Genomic DNA, 25,880 nt, shown 5'->3' with positions numbered 1-25,880 from the left:
GAAGCATTGATCCGTCCGGTCACGACTTGCCCGCGATCCACAGGCTCGCGAAGACCAGCGCGACGATGCCGACCAGGAAGATCGCGAGACCCTCGGTCGACGGGCCGTAGCGGCCCAGGTTGAAGCCGCCCGGATCGCCGTCGTGCTTCAGCGTCTCCTGGATGTAGGCGATGATGTCCGCCTTCTCCTCGGGCGTGATCTGGTTGTCGCCGAACACCGGCATGTTCTGCGGGCCGCTCAGCATCGCGGCGTAGATCTGCCGGTCGCTGGCCGGCGCAAGGCTCGGCGCGTACTTGCCGGAGGACAGCGCGCCGCCGCCGCCGCTGAAGGCGTGGCACTGCGAGCAGTTGATCCGGAACAGCTCACCACCGGTGGACAGGTTGGCGCCCTCACGCAGGTCGCCGTTGGGGACCTCCGGGCCGCCGCCGAGCTCCTGGATGTACTGCCCGAGCTGGCGCACCTGCTCGTCGGTGAACTGCGGCGGCTTGCGCATGGCCTGGGCCTCCTGCCGGGCCATCGGCATGCGACCGCTGCTGACCTGGAACTCGACCGAGGCCGCTCCGACGCCGATCAGGCTCGGACCGCGGCCCTCGACGCCCTGGGCGTTGCGACCGTGACAGGTCACACAGCTCACGTCGAACAGCGCCTTACCCTCGTTGCCTGCGGCGGTCAACGGAGGGTTGTCCTGCGCCTGCACGCCGGGGGCGAAGACGGTGTAGGCACCGCCGGCCAGCATCAGCGCGGCGAACAGCCGGACCGCGGCACCCAGCCGGCGGCGGCCCCTGCTGCGCGCTACGGGCCGCCCGCGCAGCCGCGCGAGCAGACCGCGTCGGCGGTCGTTGTCAGAAGTCATGACCTGTGTCCTTAACCGGTTGGACCTTGTCTCAGGGGACGGAGCAGCGGCGCGGTTCGTGACGCGCCAAGATCACTGGAGCCAGTAGATCATGGCGTAGAGCCCGATCCACACGACGTCCACGAAGTGCCAGTAGTAGGACACGACGATCGCCGAGGTCGCCTGGGCGGGGGTGAACCGGCCCATCGTGGTACGGATCATGAAGATCACGAAGGCGATGAGGCCGCCGGTCACGTGCAGACCGTGGAAGCCGGTGGTGAGGTAGAACATCGACCCGTAACCGTCTTCGTTGATCTTCACACCCTCGTGCACCAGGGTCCGGTACTCGTTCAGCTGACCGAGCACGAAGATCAGACCCATCACGAAGGTGATCGTGAACCACCGGCGCAGAGCGTGGACGTCACCGCGCTCGGCCGCGAACACGCCGATCTGGCAGGTGATCGAGGAGAGCACCAGGATCACCGTGAACGTGGTCGCGTACGGGATGTTCAGCACCTCGGTGTGCTTCTCCCACTGCTCCGGCGCCGCCGCGCGGATGGAGAAGTACATCGCGAACAGCGCCGCGAAGAACATGAGTTCGCTGGAGAGCCACACGATCGTCCCGACGCTGACCATGTTGGGTCGGGTCAGGGAGTGGATCCGGCTCTTGTCAATGGCTGGGGCCGCAGTCACGCGGTCATTATTGCCCCTGACCGGGACCGACGATCAGCGGGGTGCCAAACCGGTCCCTTCCGTGGCCCGATCGTGGTGGTCCGCTTCGCCTGACCTACCCTGAAAAGCGTGCTGCACGTCGATCAGATCCGCGCCGTCACCTCGGCTGTTCCGGCGACACTGGCGGCGGGAGGCGAGGGCGCCCCGCCGCCGTTCACCGTGACCCGGGTCCTCACCGAGACCCGGCTGGACAGCTGGCTCACGCTGGGCATCGTCCTGGCCGCCGGCCTCTACCTCTACGGGGTGCACCGGCTGCGGCTGCGCGGCGACCGCTGGCCGGTCGTCCGTACCGTGTCGTTCCTCGGCCCCGGCCTCGGCGGCATCGCCCTGGTCACGCTCACCGGCCTCGGCGCGTACGACACCGCCCTGCTCTCGGTGCACATGGTGCAGCACATGGTGCTGTCCATGATCGCGCCGATCTTCCTGGCGCTCGGCGCCCCGGTGACGCTGGCGCTGCGCACGCTGCCGGTGCGGCCCCGCAAGCGGCTGCTCGCGATCGTGCACAGCAAGGTGATCCGGATCTACAGCTTCCCGCTCGTGGCGTTCGCCATCTTCGTGGTGAACCCGTTCGCGCTGTACTTCACCGACCTCTACGAGTTCACCCTGCGCCACGAGTGGGCGCACGAACTGGTCCACGCGCACTTCATCGCCACCGGCTGCGTCTTCTTCTGGCCGCTGCTCGGCCTGGACCCGCTGCCCGGCCGCTGGCCGTACCCGGGGCGCGCGCTGCTCATGCTGCTCTCGGTGCCGTTCCACACCGTCCTCGGCCTGACCATCATGCAGAGCACCACGCTGTTCGGCGGCGACTGGTACCCGTCGCTCAACCTGTCCTGGTCCGACCCCTGGAACGACCAGGTGGTCGCCGGCGGCATCCTGTGGGCCGGCGGCGAATTCGTCAGCGTCACCATGCTCGCCGTCCTGGTCGTCCAGTGGGTCAAGCAGTCCGAGCGCGAGGCCCGCCGGCTCGACCGCGAGCTGGACCGCCAGGAGGCCCGCCAGCGCGCCGCGGAGGCGAGCACCTGACGGCACGTTCCGGGGTACGCCCCGAGCCCGCCGGGCGGGGCGACGGCCCGGATGTGACGACCGCTACGATCAGCGGGCAGCTACGAGGTGGGAGCCACGTCACGATGAGCGATCGTCTTTGCACCGTCCTGCTCTACAGCGACGACCCGAAGGTCCGCGACCGGATGCGGCTCGCCGTGGGCACTCGGCCGGCGCCCGGGATCGAGATCGAGTTCGTCGAGGCCGACGACTACAACGCCTGCATCCGGCTGGTCGACGACTACGAGATCGACCTGCTCCTGCTCGACGGCGAGGCGACCCCGGGCGGCGGCATCGGCATCGCCCGCCAGATCAAGGACGACCGGGACGACGCGCCGCCGACCTGCGTGGTGCTGGCTCGCGCCGCCGACCGCTGGCTGGCCGCGTACGCCGAGGTCGACGCCACGCTGACCCACCCGCTGGACCCGGTGGTCGCCGGCAGCACCGTGGCGGAGCTGCTGCGCCACACCCACGCCGCGGCCTGATCCCTCCGGTCCTCGCGCGCCACGGCGACGCGGCCGTGGCGCGCCCCAACCGCATTCCTCACGCCGCTCGGGAGGCCCGCCATGGAACGGACCTGGCCGCTTCTGCTCAACGCGCTGCTGCGCGGCGAGGAGCTCTCCACCGCCGACACCGCGTGGGCGATGGGCGAGATCATGGCCGGCTCGGCCACCCCGGCGCAGATCGCCGGGTTCGCCGTGGCGCTGCGCACCAAGGGTGAGACCCCCGCCGAGCTGGGCGGCCTGGTCGAGGCCATGCTGACCCGCGCGGTGCCGGTGCACCTGCCCGAGGACGTACGCGCGACCGCGCTGGACGTGGTCGGCACCGGTGGAGACCTCGCGCACACGGTGAACATCTCCACCATGGCGGCGCTGGTGGTCGCCGGGGCCGGGGTCCGCGTGGTCAAGCACGGCAACCGGGCCGCCTCCTCCTCGTGTGGCACCGCCGACGTGCTGGAGCAGCTCGGCGTACCCCTCGACCTGGCACCGGAGCAGGTGGCCCGCTGCGTCACCGAGGCCGGCATCGGCTTCTGCTTCGCCGCCCGCTTCCACCCCGGCATGCGCCACACCGGCCCGGTCCGGCGCGAGATCGGCGTACCCACCGCGTTCAACTTCCTCGGCCCGCTGACCAACCCGGCGCGGCCCCGCGCGGGCGCGGTGGGCTGCTTCGACAAGCGGATGGCCCCGGTGATGGCCGCCGTCTTCGCGGCCCGTGGCGACTCCGCGATCGTGGTACGCGGCGAGGACGGCCTGGACGAGTTCAGCACCGGCGCCCCCACCCGGGTCTGGGTGGCGCAGCAGGGCAGCGTCACCGAGGCCGTGCTGGACGCGACGGACCTCGGCGTGCCCCGGGCCACCCTGGCCGACCTGCGCGGCGGGGACGCGGTCTACAACGCCGACGTCGTCCGCCGCCTGCTCGCCGGTGAGACCGGCCCGGTGCGGGACGCGGTGCTGGTCAACGCCGCTGTCGCGCTTGCCACCCAGGGTCCGCTCGACGGTGATCTGCACGAGGTGCTGCGGGCCAACCTGGACCGGGCCGCCGAGGCTGTCGACTCGGGCGCCGCCGCGGCCGCGCTGGAGCGCTGGCTCGAGGTGGCGCGCGCCGCCTGACGGCGGCCTGGCGCGGGTGTTGTCGTACCCGCGTGCCAAACTACACGGGAGTTATTTTCCGTTTTCGGTCTTTCGTTTTCGGTCTCTGGTCCGCCGGCCGGCGTCTCACCGCCTGGGCCGGTGCCCGGAGCGAGAGGAGCCTCCCGTGTCTGACCGCGAGCTGCACTGTGACACCTGCGAGGGCGTCGTGCTGTTCGAGGCGCCGCCGTGCGGCGACGGGCACGGCGCCGACTGCCCGGAGCTGATCTGCACCGGTTGCGGCGCGGCAGTGGTGATCGCCACGTTCACGTTCCGCGAGACCCGCCTGGCGAGCCGCCGCACACCCCGCCGGCCGTCCCACCCCCGGGCCGCCTGACCGCCGCTCCTTCCCCTCCGGCCATCCCGCCCTCCCGCCCTTCCGCCCGTCCGCGCGCCGCGCCTGTCCGCGCCTCTTTGCGCCCCCGCGCCTGTCCGCGCCTCTTTGCGCCCCCGCGCCTGTCCGCGCCTCTTTGCGCCTCCGCGCCTGTCCGCGCCTCTTGCGCCCTCGCGCCTCTTTGCGCCCCCGTGCCGCGCGCGGCCGCCCACCCTTCTCCACTCCACCCCGCCCCACTCCACCCCGCCCGACAGCCCAACCGTCCGCCGCTCGTGATCAAGGAGTTTGTGTCCCCCACGGTCGCCCCGGTGGACCCAAACTCCTTGATCACCGCTTGGTGGCCGGGGTGGCGAGGGCTCTCCCCGGCCGAACCGGTGATCAAGGGGTTTGTGTCATCGACGGCGCGCGAAAGTGCCTCAAACTCCTTGATCAACGAGGCCGGGCCGGCGCGGGAGCGCACGGTGGCCGGCGCTCGCCTGGGCGGTCGGCGGTGCGCGTAAGGCGTGAGGGCGGGCGTCGGGCCTTCGGGCGTGAGTGTCGGCCCTGCCCCCGTCACGGCACCCGGCCTTGAACGCGGACGAGCGGTGCGGTGAGCGAGATCTTGGAAGGAAAGGGCCCCTATGAGGGCGCTTTCCTTCCAAGATCTCCTGTGGTCCTGGCAAGTGGAACGGCGCTTCCGGTGAATGGAACGGCCCGGTGAGCGAGAACCCGGGTGGTGCGTGTCGGAGGTGGAGCGGGCACCAGGCCGACCGCACGGGCGGCGATCATGAGGTTGGCGGGGACAAAAAGGACCGCCAGCGCCGTCAACTTCATGATCGACGGGGACGGGCGGGGGGCGGGAGGCGGAGGGCGGGAGGCGGAGGGTGGGGGGAAAGCGGCAGGCCCGCCTCCCCCGGTGGGGGTGGCGGGCCTGCGGCGGTGGGTCTGTCAGTGCTCGGCGGTACGGCGGGTGCCCGAGTAGTACTCGAACAGCAGCCCGCAGGTGGCGAGGACAACCGCCACCAGGCCCAGTCCCAGCAGCCAGAACTGCCAGAACACCAGGCCGAGACCGGCGATCGCGGCGGCCAGCGCCAGCCCGAACGGCCAGTAGCTGCCAGGGCTGAAGAAGCCGACCTCACCGGCGCCGTCGGCGATCTCGCCGTCCGGCCGGTCCTCGGGGCGCAGGTCGATACGGCGGGAGACGAACCAGAAGAAGCCGCCGCACATCGCGCAGAGCAGGAAGGACAGCAGCAGCGCCACCGTGCCGATCCACTCGACGTGACCGCCGCTGTCGGCGTACGTCCAGGCGCCGTAGAGGATCGTCGCGCCGAGGAGGAACGTAGCGATGGTCAGGAAGATCTTCCACTCGGTCTTCATGCCGGACCCCTCAGCTTCCCGCGCCGGCCGTCGCGTCGGACGGGTTGAAGTTGTTCACGTCGCGCCGGGTGTCGAACGGCTTCGTCTCGGTGGCGTACTCTTCCTCACCGATCGCGCCGAGCGCCTCCTGGGTCGACTTGCCGGCCTTCTTGGCCGCCAGGAACTGGTCGTACTTCTCCGGCGAGACGACCCGCAGCTCGAAGTTCATGAAGGCGTGGTAGCTGCCGCACAGCTCGGCGCAGCGGCCGACGAACGCGCCCTCCTGGTCGATGCTGGAGACCTCGAACGTGTTGCGCACGTTGCCCGGCATGACGTCCCGCTTGAACAGCAGCTCCGGCACCCAGAACGAGTGGATGACGTCGCGGCTGGTCTCCTCGAAGCGGATCGAGCGGCCGCTGGGCAGCACCAGCACCGGGATGACCTCGCTGGTGCCGAGCACCGAGGCGACGGTGTTGGCCTCGGGGCCCTGGCCGTCGCGGTAGTTGAACTGCCAGTTCCACTTGAACGCGACGACCTCGACGGTGACGTCCGGGTTCTTCGACTGCTTGTTCACGTCGGTCTGCACGACCGCCGTGTAGTAGAAGAGCACGGAGACCACGAGGATCGGCGCGATGGTGTAGAGGAACTCCATCGGCAGGTTGTAGCGGGTCTGCACCGGCAGCTCGTTGCCGCGCTTGCGGTAGCGGACCACGCACCAGAAGATCAGGCCCCACACGAACACGCCGACGGCGAGCGCCGCGATGCAGGACGCGATCCACAGGTCGTACATGCGGTGCGACTCGGGCGTGATGCCGCCCTGCGGCCAGCCGAACCCGCCGAACGCCTTACCGACGTCACAGCCGGTGAGCGAGACCAGCAGCGCCGCCGCGCCGAGACCGAGCCCGGCGATTCGACCAGCACCACGCCGCCGGCGTCCACCGGCCCCCGGGGAAGCGCTGTGCCGTACGGCCGAGCGCCGTACCTCCGAACTCCTTGCGACCACCTGGTCCTGCCTCCCTAGCGCGCCGCGGCGGTTGTTCTCCTTGACACCGACGGCAAAGGCGTCACCGACGGTCGCAGATTACTCGACCATGACCGGCCAGGCCGTCTTGGGGTCGCTGTCCACCCCCATCGGGGGGATCTTGGGCGTAACCGGGCGATAGCGTGGAGCCTCATGAGCGTCTCCCCGGTCTACCTGGACGCCGCCAGCGCGGCGCCGCTGCATCCGGTCGCGCGGCAGGCGATGCTGGCCGCACTGGACGACGGCTGGGCGGACCCGGCCCGGCTCTACTCGGCGGCCCGCCGGGCCCGCCAGCTCCTCGACGCCGCGCGCGAGGCCGCCGCGCAGACGCTCGGCGTCCGCGCCGACGAGCTGTCCTTCACCCCCAGCGGTACGGCGGCAGCGCACGCCGCCGTACTCGGAGGCTTGGCCGGGCGGCGGCGGGCCGGGGCGACGCTGGTGCACTCGGCGATCGAGCACTCGGCGGTGCTGCACGCCGCGGAGCGGCACACGGCAGGTGGCGGCGCGGCGGTGTCCGTACCCGTGGACCGGTCGGGCCGGGTGGACCTGGACGCCTGGGCGGCGGCGGTGGCCGCGCCTGGCGTGGCCCTCGCGGCGTTGATCGGGGCCAGTCACGAGGTGGGCACTGTGCAGCCGGTGCCCGCGGCGGCGGAGCTGTGCGCCGAGGCGGGCGTGCCGCTGTACGTGGACGCGGCGCAGCTGGCCGGGCGGGCGCCGCTGCCGTCGGGCTGGTCGGTGCTGACCGCCAGCGCGCACAAGTGGGGCGGACCGCCCGGTGTCGGACTGCTCGTGGTGCGCAAGGGCACCCGGTGGGAGTCGCCGTACCCGGCCGACGAGCGGGAGTCGGGGCGTACCCCCGGGGTGGTGAACCTGCCGGCGGTGGTCGCGGCGGCGGCCAGCCTGCGCGCGGCGGCGGCCGACGCGGCGGCGGAGGCGGCCCGGCTGGGTCCGCTTGTCGACCGGATCCGGGCGCGGGTGCCGGCCGAGGTGCCGGACGTGGAGGTGGTCGGCGACCCGGTGGACCGGTTGCCGCACCTGGTGACGTTCTCCTGCCTGTACGTCGACGGCGAGGCGTTGCTGCACGCGCTGGACCGGCGCGGGTTCGCGGTGTCCTCCGGCTCGTCGTGCACGTCGTCGACGTTGCGCCCGTCACACGTGCTGGAGGCGATGGGGGTGCTGTCGCACGGCAACGTGCGGGTGTCGCTGCACCGGGAGACCACCGAGGCGGACGTGGAGCGGTTCCTGGCCGAGCTGCCCGGGATCGTGGCGGACCTGCGGGCGGAGGCGGGGGTGGCGGACCTGTGAGCGCGAGGAGCGAGCCGGACGAGGTGCTGGACTGCCGGGGGCAGCGCTGCCCGCTACCGGTGATCAATCTCGCCCGGCTGGTGCCCGGCCTGCCGGCCGGCGCGGTGGTACGGGTGCTGGCCGACGACCCGGCGGCGGCGGTGGACATCCCGGCGTGGTGCCGGATGCGCGGCCACGAGTTCCTCGCCGAGCGCCCGGGGCCCGCCTACGACGTCCGGGTGTAAGGAAGGGCCCCTTCTTAACGCCTCAGGTAGAGGAAGGGGCCCTTCTTAACGCCGGCCGACCAGCAGTCAGCGCAGGTACGCGAGGATGCCCGGCAGCGGGTCGGCGGCCACGGCGGTGTCGACCACCAGGCGCGGGCCGATCAGCGGCTCGTACTCGGCCCGGCGGCGCAGCGTCTGCTCCCAGGTGCCGTGTTCCTCGGGCGGGCGGGCCTCGACCCGGCGGCGGTGCTCCTCCTCGTCGCCGCAGTGCACCTCGATCACCCGCAGCGGCACGCCGGCCCGTTCGGCCACGTCGTGCCAGAGGCCCCGGGCGCTGGCGACCGGGTTCACCGCGTCGACCACCACGCTGAGCCCGAGGCCGAGCTGCACCTCGGCCAGCCCGGCGACCGCGCCGTAGGCGGCCATGCCGGGTACGTCGCCGGTGAGACCGTAGCGGTGCAGGGCGCGCTCGACCGGGTCGACCGGCAGGACCGGGGCGCGCAGGGCGGCGCCGACCCGGGCGGCGAGCGTGGTCTTGCCCACGCCCGGCAGCCCGGCGAACGCGACGAGCACCGGACCGCCGCCGCCGGGGCGGACCTCCGGGTCCACCCCTCCGGCCGGGGCCGCCGGGCCGGTCACAGCAGGTGCGGCCGGACGTCCTCGGCGGCCGCGTCACCGTACGACTCGGCGAGTCGCTTCACGAACAGGTCGCGGCGGACCTCGTACTCCTGGCCGCCGAAGTTCTCCAGCACGAGCGTGGCCAGCAGGCAGCCGACCTGGGCCGCCCGCTCCAGGCCGACGCCCCAGTCGAGCGCGGCGAAGAAACCGGCCCGGAAGCCGTCGCCGACACCGGTCGGGTCGACCGCCTGCATCTCCCGCGCGATCGGCACCCGGATCGTGCCGATCTCCCGGCCGGCGATCTCCACACCCTGCTTGCCCAGCGTGGTGACCCGCACCTTGACCCGGTCCAGCAGCTGCTCGTCGGTAAGGCCGGCCTTGCTCTGGAGCAGCGACTTCTCGTACTCGTTGGTCATCAGGTAGTCGGCACCGTCGATCAGGCCGAGCACGTCCTCGCCGTCCATCCGGGCCAGCTGCTGCGACGGGTCGGCGACGAAGGAGTAGCCGCGGTCCCGGCACTCGCCGGAGTGCCTGATCATCGCGGCCGGGTCGTTGGCGCTGACCAGCACCAGGTCCAGACCGCCGAGGCGCTGCGCCACCGGGGCCAGCTCGATGTTGCGGGCCTCGCTCATCGCCCCGGCGTAGAAGGAGGCGATCTGGCACATGTCGGTGTCGGTGGTGCAGACGAAGCGTGCCGTGTGCGCGACCTCGCTGACGTGCACCGAGTCGCAGTCGACGCCGTGGCGCTCCAGCCAGGAGCGGTAGTCGGCGAAGTCGGCGCCGACCGCGCCGAGCAGCACCGGGCGCAGCCCGAGCTGGGCCATGCCGAAGGCGATGTTCGCCGCGGTGCCGCCGCGGCGGAGCACCAGCTCGTCGACGAGGAAGGACAGCGAGACCTTGTCGAGCTGGTCGGCGATGAGCTGGTCGGCGAATCGGCCGGGGAAGCTCATCAGGTGGTCGGTCGCGATCGAGCCGGTCACGGCGATCTTCATGTCAACCCTCGGGGTCGGGAGCACGGCGCGGTCAGCCTACCGGCCCCCGGGCCGCACGGACGGCGGTCGGTCACCAACCGGTCGATCGGCGCACATCCGGACGTCACGCGCAGGGGGTACGACGAAACGGCGGGCCGCCCCACCCGGGACGGCCCGCCGTTGTCGGTCGGTCTGTCGACTCAGCTGAAGGAGTCGCCGCAGGCGCAGGAGTTGCCCGCGTTCGGGTTGTCGATGGTGAAGCCCTGGGCGTCGATCCGGTCGGCGAAGTCGATGGTGGCGCCGGCCAGGTAGGGGGCGCTCATCCGGTCGACGACGACCTCGACACCGTCGAAGTCGGTGACGACGTCACCGTCGAGCGAGCGCTCGTCGAAGAACAGCTGGTACCGCAGGCCGGAGCAGCCACCCGGCTGCACGGCGACCCGGAGCCGCAGGTCGTCGCGGCCCTCCTGCTCGATCAGGGCCTTGACCTTCTGCGCCGCGACGTCGGTGAGGACGACGGTGCTGGGGGCCTTGGCCTCGGTCGACTCGGTCTGCGCTGGCGTGGTCACGTGGAAGTCTCCCTGCGCGGTATGAGGTCCGGACGTCCTGGCCAACGCCGCACGTCCGCCAGTGATTCCCGGTGTGGTCCGTCTTTCGATCGTACGCCGCCTCCGGCGTCACCACCCCGCGGCGTGACCAGCGGAACCGGTCAGCGGCTCCATTGCCGCGCCAGGCGGGCGCCGAGCGCGCGCAGCCCTTCGGCCGGGCGGGCCATCGCCGCGTCCACTCCCCCGTGCTCCTCGCCGCCGAAGTGCTCCACGAGGCTGTGCGCCTCGGTGACACCGGCCGCTGCCGCCTCCCGCCGCCCGGTGCTCACCCGTCCCGCCAGCACCACGCAGGGCACGCCCCGGTCCCGGGCCGCCCCGGCCACACCGGCGACCACCTTGCCGCGCAGTGACTGGTGGTCGAACGAGCCCTCGCCGGTGATCACCAGGTCGGCGGCGTCGAGCGCGGCGTCCAGCCCCACCGCGCGGGTGACCAGGCCGATGCCGGATTCGCACCGGCCGCCGAGCGCCAGCACCGCCGCACCGAGGCCGCCTGCGGCGCCGCCGCCGGGCAGCGCGCCCAGCCCGGACGGGCAGCCGGGCAGGCGCTCGGTCAGCACCTCCGCCCAGCGGGTCAGGGCGGCGTCCAGCAGCAGCACGTCGGCCCGGCCGGCGCCCTTCTGCGGGCCGAAGACGCTGCTCGCGCCGTGCAGCCCGAGCAGCGGGTTGTCCACGTCGGTGGCGGCGACGAGCGTCGCGCCGCGCAGCCGGGGCTCCCCGTCGAGCGCGGCCACCTCGGCGAGCGCCGCGCCGCCGTACGGCAGGGCCCGGCCGGCGCCGTCCAGCGGCGTGACGCCCAGCGGGACGAGCATCCCGGCACCCCCGTCGTTGGTGGCCGAGCCGCCCAGCCCCACCACCACCGTCCGCGCGCCCGCCTCGACCGCGGCGGCGACGAGCAGCCCCAGCCCGTACGAGGTGGTGGCCTTCGGGTCGCGTTCGGCGGCGGTGAGCAGGTGCAGTCCGCACGCCTGCGCGCTCTCCAGGTACGCCGTGCCGTCGTCGGTGAGCAGGATCTCACCGGCGGCCGGGCGGCCCAGCGGGTCGACCGTGGGCACCGGCACCCGGCGTCCGCCGAGCGCCCCGGCGAGCACGTCGACGAACCCCGGCCCGCCGTCGGCGAGCGGCCGGGCCAGCAGGTCGTCGCCGGGCGCGACGTCACGCCAGCCGTCGGCCACCGCGGCGGCCACGTCGGGGGCCGACAGCGTGCCGGCGAACTTGTCCGGACAGAGCAGCACGCGCATGCGCAGCAGTGTGGCAGGCCACATCGGGGACGGCTGCGCGGTGGTCGCGCTGTGGGACCATGGGGGCGTGACTTCGACCTGGGTTGAGCCGTCCAACACCGCCACGGCGCTGCTGCTCCTCGGCCGCGGCAGCGACCCCGCCACCGAGCGTGGCGTGGAGTGTCCGGGTGATCTCCCTGCGCCGAGCGACCCCGACCTGGTGGCCCGTGCCGCCGCCGCGAAGGCCGCGCTCGGCACGAAGGTGTTCGTCCTGGGCCACCATTACCAGCGCGACGAGGTGATCCAGTTCGCCGACGTGACCGGCGACTCGTTCAAGCTGGCCCGGGAGGCGGCCGCCCGCCCGGACGCGGAGTACATCGTCTTCTGCGGCGTGCACTTCATGGCCGAGAGCGCGGACATCCTCACCTCGGACGCGCAGAAGGTGATCCTGCCCGACCTCGCCGCCGGCTGCTCGATGGCCGACATGGCGGTGCTGTCGCAGGTCGAGGCCGCGTGGGACACGCTCACCGATCTGGGCATCGCGGCGGAGACCGTGCCGGTGACGTACATGAACTCCTCGGCGGACATCAAGGGCTTCGTCGGCCGCAACGGCGGCGTGGTCTGCACCTCGTCGAACGCCAAGCGGGCCCTGGACTGGGCCTTCGAGCAGGGCCGCAAGGTACTGTTCCTGCCCGACCAGCACCTCGGCCGCAACACCGCGGTGCTGGAGATGGGCTTCTCGCTCGACGACTGCGTGCTCTACGACCCGCACAAGCCGAACGGCGGGCTGACCCCGGAGCAGCTGCGCGACGCGAAGATGATCCTGTGGCGGGGTCACTGCTCGGTGCACGGCCGTTTCACGCTCGACAGCGTCAACGACGTACGCGAGCGGGTGCCGGGCGTGAACGTGCTGGTGCACCCGGAGTGCCGCCACGAGGTGGTGAACGCCGCCGACCTGGTCGGCTCGACCGAGTTCATCATCAGGACCATCGAGGCGGCCCCGGCCGGCTCGGCGTGGGCGGTGGGCACCGAACTGAACCTGGTGCGCCGGCTCGCGCTGGCCCACCCGGACAAGCAGATCATGTTCCTCGACCGGGCGGTCTGCTACTGCTCGACGATGAACCGGATCGACCTGCCGCACCTGGTCTGGGCGCTGGAGGAACTGGTCGCCGGGCGCGTGGTCAACCAGATCACCGTCGACCCGGAGACCGCCCGACACGCCCGGTCGGCGCTGGACCAGATGCTCGCCCTTCCGGGAGCCTGATCACCGTCGGTGACCCCGCTGGCACGGAAACGCACCGGACACCCCGGTTCGTGCCCTCGCTGGCGATGTGACCGATTCCATTCCCGTCACGGAGGGCTATGCTGCCGGGGCGACGACACACGCGGCCCGTTTTCCCATGACCGCGTTCCGGGTAGCGATGAACTTCGTGCACCCATCACTAGACACGGCAGCACCCAACGCGCTGGAGGTTGCGTTGACCGACGACGTCCTGGTCGTACACGGAGGCACTCCGCTTGAAGGGCGGATCCGCGTGCGCGGCGCGAAGAACCTGGTGTCCAAGGCGATGGTGGCCGCCCTGCTGGGCGACACACCGAGCCGGCTGTTCGACGTGCCGCGTATCCGTGACGTCGAGGTGGTCCGCGGTCTGCTCGGCCTGCACGGCGTGAAGGTCAGCGACGGCGTGGAGGAGGGCGAACTCGTCTTCGACCCCACGAACGTCGAGAGCGCCAGCACCGACCAGATCAACGTGCACGCCGGGTCCAGCCGGATCCCGATCCTGTTCTGCGGCCCGCTGCTGCACCGGCTCGGCCACGCCTTCATCCCCGACCTGGGCGGCTGCCACATCGGCCCGCGCCCGATCGACTTCCACCTCCAGGCGCTGCGCGAGTTCGGCGCCACGGTCGAGAAGACCCCGGAGGGCCTGCACCTGTCCGCCCCGAACGGGCTGCACGGCACGAAGTTCGCGCTGCCGTACCCGAGCGTGGGCGCCACCGAGCAGGTGCTGCTCACCGCGGTGATGGCCGAGGGCGTCACCGAACTGCGCAACGCGGCGGTCGAGCCGGAGATCATCGACCTCATCTGCGTGCTCCAGAAGATGGGCGCGATCATCAAGGTGCACACCGACCGGGTGATCGAGATCCAGGGCGTCAAGAAGCTGCACGGCTACACCCACCGGCCGATCCCGGACCGGATCGAGGCGGCCAGCTGGGCGGCGGCGGCGCTGGCGACCCGCGGTCACGTCGAGGTGCTGGGCGCCCAGCAGGCCGACATGATGACCTTCCTGAACATCTTCCGGTCGGTCGGCGGCGAGTACGAGGTCACCGACCTGCGTCCGCCGCGCGGCGGCAGCCCGGGCCAGGAGGGCGGCATCCGGTTCTGGCACCCGGGCGGTGAGCTGAACGCGGTGGCGCTGGAGACCGACGTGCACCCCGGTTTCATGACCGACTGGCAGCAGCCGCTGGTGGTCGCGCTCACCCAGGCCCGGGGCCTGTCGATCGTCCACGAGACGGTCTACGAGCAGCGGCTCGGCTACACCGAGGCGCTGAACACGATGGGCGCCAACATCCAGGTCTACCGGGACTGCCTCGGCGGCACCCCGTGCCGCTTCGGCCGGCGCAACTTCAAGCACTCCGCGGTGATCGCCGGGCCGAGCAAGCTGCACGCGGCCGACCTGGTCATCCCGGACCTGCGGGCCGGGTTCAGCCACCTGATCGCGGCGCTGGCCGCCGAGGGCACCTCCCGGGTGTACGGCGTGGACCTGATCAACCGCGGCTACGAGGACTTCGAGGCCAAGCTGGCCGACCTCGGCGCCCACGTCGAGCGTCCCTGACCGTCCCGTTCCGCGTCGCGACAGCGCCCCTGTCGCGGCGCCGCGACCGGAAGCGGCCGCGCCCGGTGCACCCGTGATGTGCACCGGACGCGGCCGGTTGGCTACCCTTGCCGCGTGCCGTCGCTGTTTCGCCGCAAGCCCGCCGACCTCGTCGAGGATTCCGTCACCACTGTGACGACCGACGAGGAGTCCGCCGCCCGCCCTCGGGGCTACACGCCCAGCAAGAAGGAACTCGGGCAGGTCACGCCGAAGCGTCCGGTCGCCGGTCGCCGGCCGACCGCGCCGGCGAAGCCGCTGACCAAGGAGGAGGCCCGCGCGCAGCGCCGCGCCGCCCGCGCCGAGGCCGCCGCCGAGTTCCGCCGCGAGGGCGGCCCGCGTGACCGGGGCCCCGAGCGGCTGCTGGCCCGCAACGTGGTCGACTCCCGCCGTACGATCGGCACCTGGTTCTTCGGCGGCGCGCTGATCGTGCTGTTCGGCTCCAACCAGGCCATGCCGCCGATCGTGCGGCTGCTGTCGAACGTGCTCTGGGGTGCGCTGGCGCTCGGCGTGCTGATCGACTCGATCCTGATCTCCCGGAAGATCAAGCGGCTGGTCCGCGAGCGCTTCCCCAAGAGCACCGAGAAGCTCGGCTCGCTCTACTTCTACGCGATCATGCGGTCGATCACGTTCCGCCGGATGCGCGCTCCCGCACCCCGGGTGAACATCGGCGACAAGGTCTGACCGGACCGGCCCCGACTCGGCCCCTCCCCGCCCCGGCGGTGAGGGGCCGTTCTCGTGCGAGGACCGGCCTCAGTCCACCCCGAGCAGGCGCAGCACCGCGGTGGTGGCCGCCGCCGCGACCACGACCAGCACGAACGGCGCCCGGCGCCAGGCGAGCAGCAGGCCGACGAGCACACCGGCGGGCCGGGCGTAGCCGGCGAAGCCGCCGGCCTCGGTGAGCGCCGCGGTGGCGGCGAGCGCGGCCAGCAACGTGGCAGCGCCGATCGGCAGCAGGTGACGGGACCACTCCGGCAGGTCCAGCCGGTCCCGCAGCAGCACCCCGGCGACGCGGAACCCGTAGGTGCCGGCGGCCAGCGCGAGGATCACGGCGATCAGCACGAGACCTCCCCGGCCCGCACACTCCGGCCGTCAGCCGCCTCGTCAGCGGTCCCGTCCGGCGCGGCATCCGGATCGGGCGACGCAGCCGTCACATCGGACGGCGCGGCGGGTAGCCGGCGGCGGGCCAGCAGCGGCAGGGCCAGCGCGGCGAGCGCGAGCAGCACCGGCAGCCCGGCCGGCAGCAGCGGGGTCGCCAGCACGGCGAGGCCGGCGCCGAGGAGCGCCACCCGGCGGGTCTCCCGGTCGCGCAGGCTGGGCAGCAGCAGTGCTGCCAGCCCGGCGGGGAACGCGGCGTCGAGTCCCAGCGTCGCCGGGTCGCCGGCCGCGCCGCCGGCGAGCACGCCGAGCGCGGTGCCGGCGTTCCAGGCCAGGAACAGCAGCACCCCGGCGAGCCAGAACGCCCGGCGCCGCTCCGGCCCGGCCGGGCGGGCCAGCGCGAACGCTGTGGCCTCGTCGGTCATCAGATGGCTGCCGAGCAGCCGATGCGCGCGCCGCGAACCGAGCGCACCACCGAGGGCCAGGCCGAACGGCAGGTGCCGGGCGTTGAGCAGCAGACCGGCGAGGACCGCCGCGAGCGGGCTGCCGGCCGCGACGAGCCCGACGGCCATGAACTGGGCGCCACCGGCGTAGACGACCGCCGACATGGCGAGCGTGGCCCAGACGGGCAGGCCGGCGGCCACCGCCACGGCGCCGAACGACGCGCCCACGGCGAGCATCGCCGCGCCGATGGCGGCGACGTCGCGGAGCACCCGGGCGTCGCCCGTTCGGTATGCCGTACGCATGTCCATTATCCTGAACGGAAGCACGCTGGTTCGTCAAACCGAACAAACCGACCGATGGAGCGAACATATGGCGATCGACCCCGCTCCCCCGCTCGCCACCATCGCCGCCGCGCTGCGCCGCGAGCGCGAACGCGCGGGCCTGTCGCTGACCGAGCTGGCCCGCCGCGCCGGGATCGCCAAGTCCACCCTGTCCCAGCTGGAGTCCGGGTCCGGCAACCCCAGCGTGGAGACGCTCTGGGCGCTCGGCGTGGCGCTGGACGTACCGTTCAGCCGCCTGGTCGAACCACCCACCGCCGCCGTCCGCGTGGTCCGGGCCGGGCAGGGGCCCCGGATCCGGTCCGAGCACGCCGACTTCTCGGCCACCCTGCTCGCGGCCGGGGCGCCGCACGCCCGGCGCGACGTCTACGTGATGGAGCTGGAACCCGGCGCGGTACGGCTCGCCGAGGCGCACACCCCGCGCAGCGTCGAGCACGTCGTGGTAGCCGCCGGGCGGATGCGGGTCGGCCCCGAGACCGACCTGGTCGAGCTGGAGCCGGGCGACTACGCCACCTTCCCCGGTGACACCCCGCACCGGTACGAGGCGCTGGCCCCCGGCACCTTCGCCGTACTCGTCATGGAGCACCCGTGACCGCTGACGGCGCGCGGTAGAGCCGGGTCACCACCTCCTCGATGTCCGGCTCCACGATCGAGATGTCCCGCAGCGTGGTCAGGCCGGCCAGCCCGGCCACCACCTCGGCGACGCTCGCCCGTTCCAGCGCGAAGACCAGCCGCCGCCCGTCCGCCTCCACCCGCTGCACCGGCGCGCCGGGCAGCACCGGCGGCTCGGGCAGCGCCGCGTCCAGCTCGGCGACCACCATGCGGCGCGAGCCGTACCGGCGGTGCAGCTCCGCGATCGACCCGTCGTGCACCACCCGCCCGTGGTCGATCACCACGAGCCGCCGGCACAGCCGCTCGATGTCGGCCAGGTCGTGCGTGGTCAGCACGAGCGTGGTGTCCCCGGCCCGGCCCAGCTCGGCCAGGAAGCCGCGCACCGCCTGCTTGCTCACCACGTCCAGGCCGATCGTCGGCTCGTCCAGGAACAGCACCTCCGGGCCGTGCAGCAGCGCCGCGGTCAGCTCGCCGCGCATCCGCTGACCCAGCGAGAGCTGCCGGACCGGCGTGTCCAGGAACCCGTCCAGGTCGAGCAGCTCCCGGCAGCGGGCCAGCCGGACCGCGTGCTCGCCGGCCGGCACCCGGTAGACGTGCCGCAACAGGTCGAACGAGTCCCGCAACGGCAGGTCCCACCAGAGCTGCGAGCGCTGCCCGAACACCACCCCGATGCGCAGCGCCAGCCGGGTCCGGTCGGCCACCGGACGCAGCCCGCACACCCGGGCCCGCCCCGCCGACGGCGTCAGCACGCCGGTGAGCATCTTCAGCGTGGTCGACTTCCCGGCGCCGTTCGGACCGATGTAGCCGAGCATCTCGCCGCGCTCCACCCGCAGGTCGACCCCGTCGACGGCGGTCACCGTCCGCTTCTCGCGCCGCAGCGGCCCGGCCTTCACCCGTACCGTGAACTCCTTGCGCAGCCCGTCCATCTCGATGACGCTCATGACCCCGTACTCCGGTAGTGACGGACCCCGACGCGCCAGGCCAGGGCGGCCAGCGCCGCCGCGACCACCGCGACGCCCGGCGCGGCCCACCCCGTCCACTGCGGCAGGCCGAGCGGGTCGGCGCGGCCCAGCAGCGCCAGCGCCGGGTGGTAACTGACGAAGGCGAACCCCATCCCGTACGCGAACAGCGCGCGGAACCAGCCGCCGTACACGGTGATCGGGTACGAGGTGAAGTCGCGCCCGCCGTAGGTGACCGCGTTCGCCAGCTCGCCCGAGTCGACCCAGTAGAACGACACGGTCGCGGTCAGCACGAAGACCGAGCCGAAGAAGACCACGGCGGCCGGCGGGGCGACCACCGCCAGCGCGACCCGCCCCGGCGTCCAGTCGATTCCGGCCGAGACGAGCGCGAACAGCAGCACGGCGAGCCCGAACACGGCCCGGGACAGCTTGCGCAGCGGCAGGTCCATCAGCAGCAGCTGCGGCAGCGCACCGAGCGGGCGTACCAGCACGGCGTCGAAGAGGCCGGTGCGCACGTACCGGGGAAGCCGTTCGATGTTGCCGACCAGCAGGTCGGCGGTGGCGAAGCCGCACGACGACAGGCCGACCACGACGAGCGTCTCGCGCAGCGTGAAGCCGCCCAGCTCCCGCGTCACGCCGAAGATCACCAGGACGGTGACCACGTCGAACACGGTGGCGCCCACGTTGCCGACCAGGTCCACCACGAACGACGTGCGGTACGCCGCCTGCGAGCGCGCCTGCGCACCGAGCAGCGCCCGGTACGCGCGTAGTTCACCCACCTCAGCCACCCTGGGGGCGCTCGCGCGCTCAGCCACCCTGGACCACCAGGCGGCGCTCGGCGCGACGCTGCACCAGCCGGCACAGCGCCAGCAGCAGCACCGCCCAGCCGGCCTGCACCGCGACCAGGGTGAGACCGGTGGCCATCGGCTCCCGCTCGACGAGCACGTCCAGCGGCACCTGGAGGATGCTGGGGAACGGGGTGGCGTACCGCAGGACGGTCTCCAGCGGGCCGGGCAGGAAACCGAGCGGGAAGTAGAGCCCGGCCAGCACGCCGGAGCCGAGCGTCCACAGGATCATCGGGCCCCGCACGTCCTGCAACCAGTACGCGGTGGCGTTGACCAGGTAGCGGCAGCCGAAGCAGACCACCACCGCGAGCAGCGCGGAGAGCAGGAACAGCGGCACCGTGGCCCAGTGCCGGGGCACGTACACCGCGAAGAAGAACGGCCCGACCACCAGCGGCGGCACCAGCCGGGCCAGCGACGCGAACCCGGCCCGGCCCAGGTCGGTGGCGAGGTAGCTGGTCACCGGATGCACCGGCCGCAGCAGGTCGGCGGCCACCTCGCCGGTACGGATCCGGTCGGCCAGATCGGTCCAGCCCCAGATGGCGATGACCGCCAGCAGCCCCTGGCCGGCCCAGACGAACGTGGCGAGCTGCGCCCTGTCGTAGCCGGCCACGGTGCCCGCCGCACCCGTCGCCGCGAGGAAGATGTAGCAGCGCAGGAAGCCGAACACGGTGTTGGTGCACAACCCCGCCACGGCGGCCTGCCGGTAGGTCGCGTGCCGCCGGAACCCGGCCGCCGCGATCGCGCCGAATGTCCGAAACCATGGGGTAACGTGTGCGCCGGTGGGTGGTGCCACAGTGGCGGTGACCGAGCCCACGCCGTTACCCTCCTTCCGCAGCCACGACGTGCTGGACCGGGCGACTGTACCGGCACGTCCGGCGCCCCAGCGCGAGAATTTCCAATGAGGTGACACCGCCGTGAGCGAGCGACGCGAGCCGGCCCCGGGGCCGTCCCGCGCGAGCGGCCGGAGGGGTTGCCGATGAGTGGCTGGGGCAGCTGGCGCGAGCCGGCCGAACCGGCCTGGGCCGCCGAGCCAACCCACGAGTGGCAGCCGCAGTTCCCCGGGCAGCGCTACCCGGGTGACATCGGCATCGAGAACCTGACGCCGCGTCCGCGCCCCGTTGTCGGCCGCGCCGAGGTACGGCCGGTCAGCCCCGCGCCGGACGAGGACACGTACCCGGTGAGCCCCGCCGGTTTCCGGCCCCCCGGGCACGAGGGCGGACGCCCGGCGGGTCCGGCCGGCCCACGCGACGCCTACCCGGTCAGCCCGGCCGGCGGTCATCCGGTCAGCCCGGCCGGCCCGCGCGGCGGTGAGACCGTCAGTCCGGCCGGCCCGCACGGCACATACCCGGTCAGCCCGGCCGGTCCGCACGGCGCATACCCGGTCAGCCCGGCGGTCCCGCGCGTTGGGTACCCGATCAGTCCCGCGGCCCCGCCCGGGGTGCACCCGACCAGCCCCGCCGGGCCACGCGGCGGGCACTCGAACACGCCAGCGCCACGCGGCGTGCATCCGGGCGGACCGGCAGGGCCGCGCGGCGGGCACTCCGACGGGCCGGCAGGACCACGCGGCACGTACCTGGACGGGCCGGCCGCCTCGCGCGGGGCGTACCCGATCGGTTCCGCCAGTTCCGGCGGACAGCGCCCCGCGGGGCCGGACGAGCGGCGCGGGCATCCCGACGGCCCCGGCGCGGACGGCCGTCGGCCCCACCGCCCCGGTCCGCCTCCGGAGCGGCTCGACCAACGCTGGGTACGCCCCGACGGCCCACCGCGCCAGGCCGTCCAACCGGGCTGGATGCCGGAGCCGAACGAGACCCCGCACCCCGCTCCGCGCAGGCACGCCCCGGCCGACGGTCGTCCGGCGGCTTCCGGTGAACGATGGGGCACGCCACCCGACGCTCGCCAGGACCACTCCCCCGGCGGACGCCGCGAACCCCTGCCCGATGGTCGTCGCGGCCCCTTCGTGGAGCCGTCACCGGACGATCCGGCCCGTGGTCGGCGCGGTCCCGGCGTCGACGGGCGTGACCAGGCCGTGCCGCCGTCGGAGCGGAGCACTGCCGGCCGGGGCGAGCCGGGCCGACGTGAGCCAGGCCGGGCCGAGCCCGGCCGCGACGGTCGGCGCGAACCAGGCTGGAGCGAGCCGGGCCACGACGGCCGGCGTGAACCCGGTCGGGCCGGTTCGGGCCACGACGGCCGGCGTGAGCCCGGGCGTGACAGCTGGCGCGAGCCCGGCCCACGTCCCCCGGCGGACCGGCGCGACCCGGCCGGTGGCCGGTGGGACGATCGTGCGCCGGGCCGCGAGGCCGCCGCGTACCCCGAGACCCAGCGCCGGGCACCCGAGAACGGGCGGCCCGCGCAGCAGGGCGAACCCGGCCGGTACGGCGCGCAGGGGCACCGTCCGGCTGACCCGCAAGCCTCCGCCCCCGTGCGGCCGGGCGCCGACCAGCGTTGGCAGCGCCCGCCGGCCGATCGTCCCCGCCCGCACCAGGGCGAGTGGCCCGTCATCGAGCCCCGCCCCCGGCCGGAACCCGACGCGTACCGGCCGGACGACCGGCACCGCCCACCCGTGGACCGGCCGATGCCGCCCCGGCACCCGATGCCGCCCCCCGACGGTCCACGCCCCGACGCGCGCCGTCCCGAGCAGGACGGTCCCGTCCGTCCGGACCCACGCGACGCTCGGCCCGCCGGTCCGGGCGCGCAGCCCGACGGCACCGGTCCGCGTCCCCACGCCACCCGGCCGCCCATCGCCCCGTCGCGCCCCGACGCCGCCCCGTCGCGCCCCGACGCCGCCCCGTCGCGCCCCGACGCCGCCCCGTCGCGCCCCGACGCCGCCCTGTCGCGCCCGGAAGCCGGTCGAGCGCAGCCGGAGCAGGACCGTCGCCGGCCGGACGAGGTCGCCGCGCGTTCCGACGATTCCCGGACGGCGCGGCCGGACGAGCGCCGGACGCCGCCGGACGCACCGGGGACGACGCGGCCTGGGCGATGGCCCGATGCTCATCCGGTCCGAGGCGCCGAGGGCAGGAGCACGGCCGGGTCGGCCGGGCACCCGCGCCCCGACGACCGTCCCCGCCCTGTCCCGGCGGTGCCGGATCCGCTGTCGACACCGCGCACGCCCGCGCACTCCGGTGACGGCTCGCCGTCGACCGGCCAGGCCCCGCTGCGGCCCGTGCCACCAGCTGGTACGGACGAGCAGCACCGGATGCCGGCGCCGGGTCGGTACGAGGCGACCCGTCCGCCGGTGACCGAGCCCGACCGACGCGTCGCCGACGGCGGTTCCGCACCGGCCGTTCCCGTCCGAGACGAGCCCGGTGCGCCCGCCTCGGGTGCGCCCGCCTCGGGTGCGCCCGTTTCCGGCGCACCGGTCTCCGGCGGGGTCACTCCCCCCGCGCCGGCTGTCGGCACGCCCAGAGGCGATGCGCAGGCTCCGACCGGCACGGGACGAGCGGAGCCCGTCCACCCCACGCCGCCGCATGGGCGGACCGAGGAACGTCAAGAGCCTCCTTCGGCCGGTCCCGTCCAGCCGACCGAGGCCGCGCCGGCTCGTCCCGCACCGCCCACCTATCCGGGCCCTGCCCCGGCCCGGCCGACCACGCCACCACCGGTCGTCCCGGCGATGGGCCCTGCCGCCCCGGAAGCACAGGCGGCTCGGCCCATGACAGGCACGGGCAGCCGTCCCGCTCCGCACACGGACGCCAACCGTCTCGAAGCCGACGCCGGAGCGACCTCCGGAGTAGGCATCCGACCCGCGCCGGGCACGGGCACGAATACGGGCACGGGCACGGGCACGGATACGGGCACGGGCACGGGCACCACGGGCACCACGGGCACCGGCACCACGGGCACGAGCGCGGGCGCGGGCGCGGGCGCGGGCACCAACGGTCCCGGATCCGGCGCGTACTCCGGAGCGACGCCCGGCACGAGCACCCGTGCGGTCTCGGGCGCGGACGCCGATCGCCCCGTAGCCGACCCGCGTCCCCGGACCACGCCCGGCACCCCGATCACGCCGAGCACGGACGCCGACCGTCCGGTGGTCGACCGTCCGGTGGTCGACCGTCCGGTGGTCGACGCGCACGCCGGGACGACGTCCCGGACCGCCGCCCACGCCACGCCGACCACCGGCCGGCCGCAGGCCGATGTGGACGTCCCAGCAGAGGAAGGCGTCCGGGGAGCCGACGCAGGCATGCGGCCCGAGTCCCGCTCGGACGGAAGCCGGCCCGATGCCGGAGTGGACATCCAAGCTGTGTCCGGGGCGGACCTCGTCCGTCCGGAAGCCGACGCGGACACCCGGCCCACACAGGGCACGGACCGCCTCGGAGCCGGCACGTCCTCTGTCCGGAGCGACATGCCGTCGGAGAACGGCCGACCGGCGGAGAAGACGCCTCCACCGTCCCCCGGCGCCGAGGCGTGGTTCCGCCCGAACCAGCCCGCGGAAGCCCCGAAACCGCCGGAGATCTTGGACGATTTCGGCCCCTCTGGGGGCCCTTTCGTACCAAGATCTCTACCCGGCCACGCGACCTCGGGTGGCGAGCGCAGTGGGGTGCCGTCCGTCGAGACGTCGACGGCATCCCTCGGCGCGCCAACGCTGGGCACGCACCCGACCGTTGACGACGGGTCTCCAGCGGCGGCGGAGGCTCCGGAAGCGGCGGCGAAGGGGCCGGAAGCCGCAACGACCGCAGTGGAGACGAACGCAGCGGACGCGAGGAAGGCGCCGGAACTCGATGCCGCGGTGCCGCCAGGCGCTGCCGTGCTCGCCGTGCCCGGTGCGAGCGGCGGTCCAGCACCGGCGTCCACTGCCGATGCGAACGCACCCGCATCCACCAGCACCAGCGAACCCGCGGGCACCCTCGACGCACCGCCGGCACCCGAACTGACGCAGGCACCCGCACCGGCACCGGCACCGGCACCTATCGTCACCGCCTCCGCCGTGGACGCGTCGACCGTCGGCGCATCGGTCGATGCCGCAACGACCACCGGCGCACCGGCCGTACCCGTGCACGCGCCGATCACCCCGCCGCCGGCCGAGCCGACGACGGCGGACACCAGCGTTCCCGTACCCGACGGTCCGCGCGCCGAGCCCGAGCCGCACGGCGCGATGGCTGCCGCACCCGAGCGGCTCAGCCCTGCGCCGGAGCGCACTCCGAACGATGTCGCCGCCTCCGGCACCACCGAGACCCGGCAGGACGACGCGGCACCGAAGAGCACTGCCGAGGAGACGACGCGCGAGACCATCGCCGACGGCACAGCCCAGGGACCAGCGGCGGCCGACGGCACCGGCCACTCCGCGCCCGCACCGTCCACCCCGGAGCCGGTCGACACGGCCGCTGATACGGACGCCACCGTTGCCGCACCCGCGCAACAGACGCAGGCCGACGACGCCGAACCGACGCCGACAAGCACCGAGCACGACGCCGACCACGCCGGCGGCGCCGAGCACCCCAACAGCACCGAGCACGCCGACGCCGACGACGCGCAGGATCGGCGTACCCCCGAAGAAGCCGGAACCGACGACGGCGCCGAACCTGCGGCGGACGCCGAGCCGCCGCCTCCTGTCGACCCGGAGCAGGCCCTCGCCGCGGTCGGCTGGGAGCTGGATCCGCGTACGCTGCGCGAGCAGGCCCCCGACCCGGCCCAGTTGCGGGTCATCCGGGACGGGCTCACCGGCAAGCTCGACACCACGCTCGACAACCGCAGCCGGGCCCGGCTGCTCAGCCTGCGCGCGGTGGCGTCCCGGGTCCTCGGTGACCTGGACGACGCGCTCGGGGACGCGCGGCTCGCCGTCACGTACGCGGAGGCCACCGGCGAGTTCCGGCGGACCGCGCTGGCCCGCGCGCGCCTCGCCGAGGCGCTGCGGTGGCGGGGTGACCACGCGGAGGCGGACCGGCTCTTCGCGGAGGCGAACTCGCCGGAGCTGCCGGACCGGCTGCGTGCGCTGCTGCACGAGCACGCCGGGCGGTGCTGCTACGACCAGGGCCGGCTGACCGAGGCGTGCCTGCACTTCGAGCGGGCGCTGGACCTGCGTCACGGCGAGGACGCGCAGCTCAACGCCCGGGTCGAGGTCGCGCTGGACGCGGTCGCGGAGCGGGCCGCCGCCGACGGCTTCGGGCCCGCGCCGCGCCGGCCCGAGGAGGTGCTCGGCACGCCGCGTCCGCCGGTGGCGACGTTCGACGAGGAGCAACAGCTCTGGGGGTACGCGGACGCCGACGGCGAGATGGTCATCGCGCACCGGTACGCCGAGGCGCAGCCGTTCCACGAGGGTCTGGCCTGGGTACGCCGGCCGGAGGCGTCCCGGTGGGCGCTCATCGACACGTCCGGCGCGGCGCTGATCGAGGCGAACAACGGCTACCGGGCGGTGGTGCCCTTCTCGGAAGGGCTGTCCTGGGTGTCGATGGACGGCAAGGGCCGGTGGATGGCCGTCGACCGGATGAACATCGTGAAGATCCCGCCCGGGTACGAGGAGGCCAGGCCGTTCCGCAGCGGCCTGGCGGCGGTACGGCAGAACGGCGGCTGGGGCGCGGTGGACCTGACCGGCGAGGTGGTGGTGCCGACCCGGTACCACCGTCTCGGCACGCCGCTCGCGGACGGTCGCGAGGTCGACGGGTTCACCGCCGACGGACTGGCGGTGGTCGAGCTGGCCGGTCGCCGGGGCTTGGTGGACCGGGCCGGCCGGGTGGTGGTGCCACCGGCGTACCCGACGGTGGTGGTGCATCCGGTGGCGTTCCTGGTCGCCACCGAGTCGGGCCGGTGGGGCGCGCTGGACCGGCGCGGCGAGCCGCTCATCGACCCGGTGCATCCGGGGCGCGCGGCGGTGGTCGCGGAGATCGACCGGCTGCTCGCCGACGCCAGCCCGGTGCTCTGACCCGCGCCCGGCACGCCAC

General features: G+C 73.9%; 25 protein-coding genes. 11 read left to right on the top strand and 14 right to left on the bottom strand.

Annotation, left to right across the window (positions count from 1 at the left end):
• Window positions 1-19 precede the first annotated feature (19 nt).
• Together qcrC and ctaE are read right to left on the bottom strand one after the other, a co-directional pair.
• Complete coding sequence (gene qcrC, locus FHX31_RS06140; RefSeq protein WP_013287693.1) at window positions 20-853, bottom strand: cytochrome bc1 complex diheme cytochrome c subunit; 834 nt, start codon at window positions 851-853, stop codon at window positions 20-22.
• Between the two features lie 72 nt (window positions 854-925).
• Window positions 926-1,525 (bottom strand): aa3-type cytochrome oxidase subunit III, encoded by a 600-nt coding sequence (ctaE, locus tag FHX31_RS06135; RefSeq protein ID WP_013287694.1) that lies wholly within the window; start codon window positions 1,523-1,525, stop codon window positions 926-928.
• A gap of 108 nt (window positions 1,526-1,633) precedes the next feature.
• Between ctaE and FHX31_RS06130 the strand changes: the two genes are divergently transcribed.
• From FHX31_RS06130 to FHX31_RS06115, 4 genes are all read left to right on the top strand, one after another.
• Window positions 1,634-2,587: a cytochrome c oxidase assembly protein gene (locus tag FHX31_RS06130; protein WP_013475726.1), complete on the top strand. Its 954-nt coding sequence runs from the start codon at window positions 1,634-1,636 to the stop codon at window positions 2,585-2,587.
• Between the two features lie 104 nt (window positions 2,588-2,691).
• Complete coding sequence (locus tag FHX31_RS06125; RefSeq protein ID WP_123110991.1) at window positions 2,692-3,090, top strand: response regulator; 399 nt, start codon at window positions 2,692-2,694, stop codon at window positions 3,088-3,090.
• A gap of 81 nt (window positions 3,091-3,171) precedes the next feature.
• Window positions 3,172-4,215 carry an anthranilate phosphoribosyltransferase gene (gene trpD / locus FHX31_RS06120; protein WP_184975418.1) on the top strand — a complete coding sequence of 348 codons (1,044 nt, stop codon included), beginning with the start codon at window positions 3,172-3,174 and terminating at the stop codon, window positions 4,213-4,215.
• A 145-nt stretch (window positions 4,216-4,360) separates the two neighbouring features.
• On the top strand, window positions 4,361-4,570 hold the full coding sequence (locus FHX31_RS06115; RefSeq protein WP_013287698.1) for a hypothetical protein: 210 nt from the start codon (window positions 4,361-4,363) through the stop codon (window positions 4,568-4,570).
• Window positions 4,571-5,494: 924 nt separating this feature from the next.
• Here FHX31_RS06115 and FHX31_RS06110 read toward each other — a convergent pair.
• Both FHX31_RS06110 and ctaC read right to left on the bottom strand, forming a co-directional pair.
• Complete coding sequence (locus FHX31_RS06110) at window positions 5,495-5,923, bottom strand: cytochrome c oxidase subunit 4 (RefSeq protein ID WP_013287699.1); 429 nt, start codon at window positions 5,921-5,923, stop codon at window positions 5,495-5,497.
• Between the two features lie 10 nt (window positions 5,924-5,933).
• Entirely contained in the window at window positions 5,934-6,905 is a 972-nt protein-coding gene (ctaC, locus tag FHX31_RS06105) for an aa3-type cytochrome oxidase subunit II (RefSeq protein WP_030273023.1), read from the bottom strand.
• A gap of 171 nt (window positions 6,906-7,076) precedes the next feature.
• On the opposite strand from ctaC, the gene FHX31_RS06100 reads away from it, so the two are divergent.
• Together FHX31_RS06100 and FHX31_RS06095 are read left to right on the top strand one after the other, a co-directional pair.
• The gene (locus tag FHX31_RS06100; protein WP_184975415.1) at window positions 7,077-8,228 is read left to right on the top strand and encodes a cysteine desulfurase family protein; all 1,152 of its coding nucleotides are present in this window, start codon (window positions 7,077-7,079) and stop codon (window positions 8,226-8,228) included.
• Entirely contained in the window at window positions 8,225-8,452 is a 228-nt protein-coding gene (locus tag FHX31_RS06095) for a sulfurtransferase TusA family protein (protein ID WP_030273026.1), read from the top strand. The genes FHX31_RS06100 and FHX31_RS06095 overlap by 4 nt, the downstream gene beginning before the upstream one ends.
• A 66-nt stretch (window positions 8,453-8,518) precedes the next feature.
• Here the strand turns inward: FHX31_RS06095 and FHX31_RS06090 are convergent, their stop codons facing one another.
• The 4 genes from FHX31_RS06090 to FHX31_RS06075 form a co-directional block, all read right to left on the bottom strand.
• A complete protein-coding gene (locus FHX31_RS06090; protein WP_030273028.1) occupies window positions 8,519-9,070 on the bottom strand; it encodes a P-loop nucleotide/nucleoside kinase family protein in 552 nt (183 codons plus the stop codon).
• Entirely contained in the window at window positions 9,067-10,041 is a 975-nt protein-coding gene (locus tag FHX31_RS06085; RefSeq protein WP_013287704.1) for a carbohydrate kinase family protein, read from the bottom strand. The genes FHX31_RS06090 and FHX31_RS06085 overlap by 4 nt, the downstream gene beginning before the upstream one ends.
• Before the next feature lie 179 nt (window positions 10,042-10,220).
• Window positions 10,221-10,589: an iron-sulfur cluster insertion protein ErpA gene (erpA, locus tag FHX31_RS06080; protein ID WP_013287705.1), complete on the bottom strand. Its 369-nt coding sequence runs from the start codon at window positions 10,587-10,589 to the stop codon at window positions 10,221-10,223.
• 140 nt (window positions 10,590-10,729) lie between these two features.
• Window positions 10,730-11,890: a glycerate kinase family protein gene (locus FHX31_RS06075; RefSeq protein ID WP_184975412.1), complete on the bottom strand. Its 1,161-nt coding sequence runs from the start codon at window positions 11,888-11,890 to the stop codon at window positions 10,730-10,732.
• 43 nt (window positions 11,891-11,933) lie between these two features.
• Between FHX31_RS06075 and nadA the strand changes: the two genes are divergently transcribed.
• The 3 genes from nadA (at window position 11,934) to FHX31_RS06060 (ending at window position 15,399) form a co-directional block, all read left to right on the top strand.
• Window positions 11,934-13,109 carry a quinolinate synthase NadA gene (gene nadA, locus FHX31_RS06070; protein WP_030273033.1) on the top strand — a complete coding sequence of 392 codons (1,176 nt, stop codon included), beginning with the start codon at window positions 11,934-11,936 and terminating at the stop codon, window positions 13,107-13,109.
• Between the two features lie 214 nt (window positions 13,110-13,323).
• Window positions 13,324-14,679, top strand: coding sequence for a UDP-N-acetylglucosamine 1-carboxyvinyltransferase (murA, locus tag FHX31_RS06065; RefSeq protein WP_030273035.1), 1,356 nt, complete (start codon window positions 13,324-13,326; stop codon window positions 14,677-14,679).
• 114 nt (window positions 14,680-14,793) lie between these two features.
• Entirely contained in the window at window positions 14,794-15,399 is a 606-nt protein-coding gene (locus FHX31_RS06060; RefSeq protein WP_013287709.1) for a DUF3043 domain-containing protein, read from the top strand.
• 69 nt (window positions 15,400-15,468) lie between these two features.
• Here FHX31_RS06060 and FHX31_RS06055 read toward each other — a convergent pair whose 3' ends face one another.
• Window positions 15,469-15,777, bottom strand: a complete 309-nt coding sequence (locus FHX31_RS06055) for an AzlD domain-containing protein (RefSeq protein ID WP_013475721.1) — start codon at window positions 15,775-15,777, stop codon at window positions 15,469-15,471.
• Window positions 15,771-16,559: an AzlC family ABC transporter permease gene (locus FHX31_RS06050; protein ID WP_013475720.1), complete on the bottom strand. Its 789-nt coding sequence runs from the start codon at window positions 16,557-16,559 to the stop codon at window positions 15,771-15,773. Before FHX31_RS06050 ends, FHX31_RS06055 begins: the two co-directional genes overlap by 7 nt.
• A 67-nt stretch (window positions 16,560-16,626) precedes the next feature.
• On the opposite strand from FHX31_RS06050, the gene FHX31_RS06045 reads away from it, so the two are divergent.
• Window positions 16,627-17,187, top strand: coding sequence for a helix-turn-helix domain-containing protein (locus tag FHX31_RS06045; protein ID WP_013287712.1), 561 nt, complete (start codon window positions 16,627-16,629; stop codon window positions 17,185-17,187).
• Here the strand turns inward: FHX31_RS06045 and FHX31_RS06040 are convergent.
• The 4 genes from FHX31_RS06040 to FHX31_RS06025 form a co-directional block, all read right to left on the bottom strand.
• The gene (locus tag FHX31_RS06040) at window positions 17,171-18,148 is read right to left on the bottom strand and encodes an ABC transporter ATP-binding protein (protein WP_030273040.1); all 978 of its coding nucleotides are present in this window, start codon (window positions 18,146-18,148) and stop codon (window positions 17,171-17,173) included. The genes FHX31_RS06045 and FHX31_RS06040 overlap by 17 nt on opposite strands.
• A complete protein-coding gene (locus tag FHX31_RS06035) occupies window positions 18,145-18,945 on the bottom strand; it encodes an ABC transporter permease (RefSeq protein ID WP_184975409.1) in 801 nt (266 codons plus the stop codon). Before FHX31_RS06035 ends, FHX31_RS06040 begins: the two co-directional genes overlap by 4 nt.
• A 28-nt stretch (window positions 18,946-18,973) precedes the next feature.
• Entirely contained in the window at window positions 18,974-19,825 is an 852-nt protein-coding gene (locus FHX31_RS06030) for an ABC transporter permease (protein ID WP_013287715.1), read from the bottom strand.
• A 1,152-nt stretch (window positions 19,826-20,977) separates the two neighbouring features.
• Complete coding sequence (locus tag FHX31_RS06025; RefSeq protein ID WP_141722606.1) at window positions 20,978-21,562, bottom strand: hypothetical protein; 585 nt, start codon at window positions 21,560-21,562, stop codon at window positions 20,978-20,980.
• 2,433 nt (window positions 21,563-23,995) lie between these two features.
• Here FHX31_RS06025 and FHX31_RS06020 point away from each other — a divergent pair.
• Window positions 23,996-25,861 carry a WG repeat-containing protein gene (locus FHX31_RS06020; RefSeq protein WP_184977752.1) on the top strand — a complete coding sequence of 622 codons (1,866 nt, stop codon included), beginning with the start codon at window positions 23,996-23,998 and terminating at the stop codon, window positions 25,859-25,861.
• Window positions 25,862-25,880: the final 19 nt, after the last annotated feature.

It is taken from the genome of Micromonospora sp. CNZ286 (assembly GCF_014207755.1).
The sequence above is the reverse complement of the archived record's forward strand: the minus strand, read 5'-3'. Positions and strand labels throughout refer to the sequence as shown.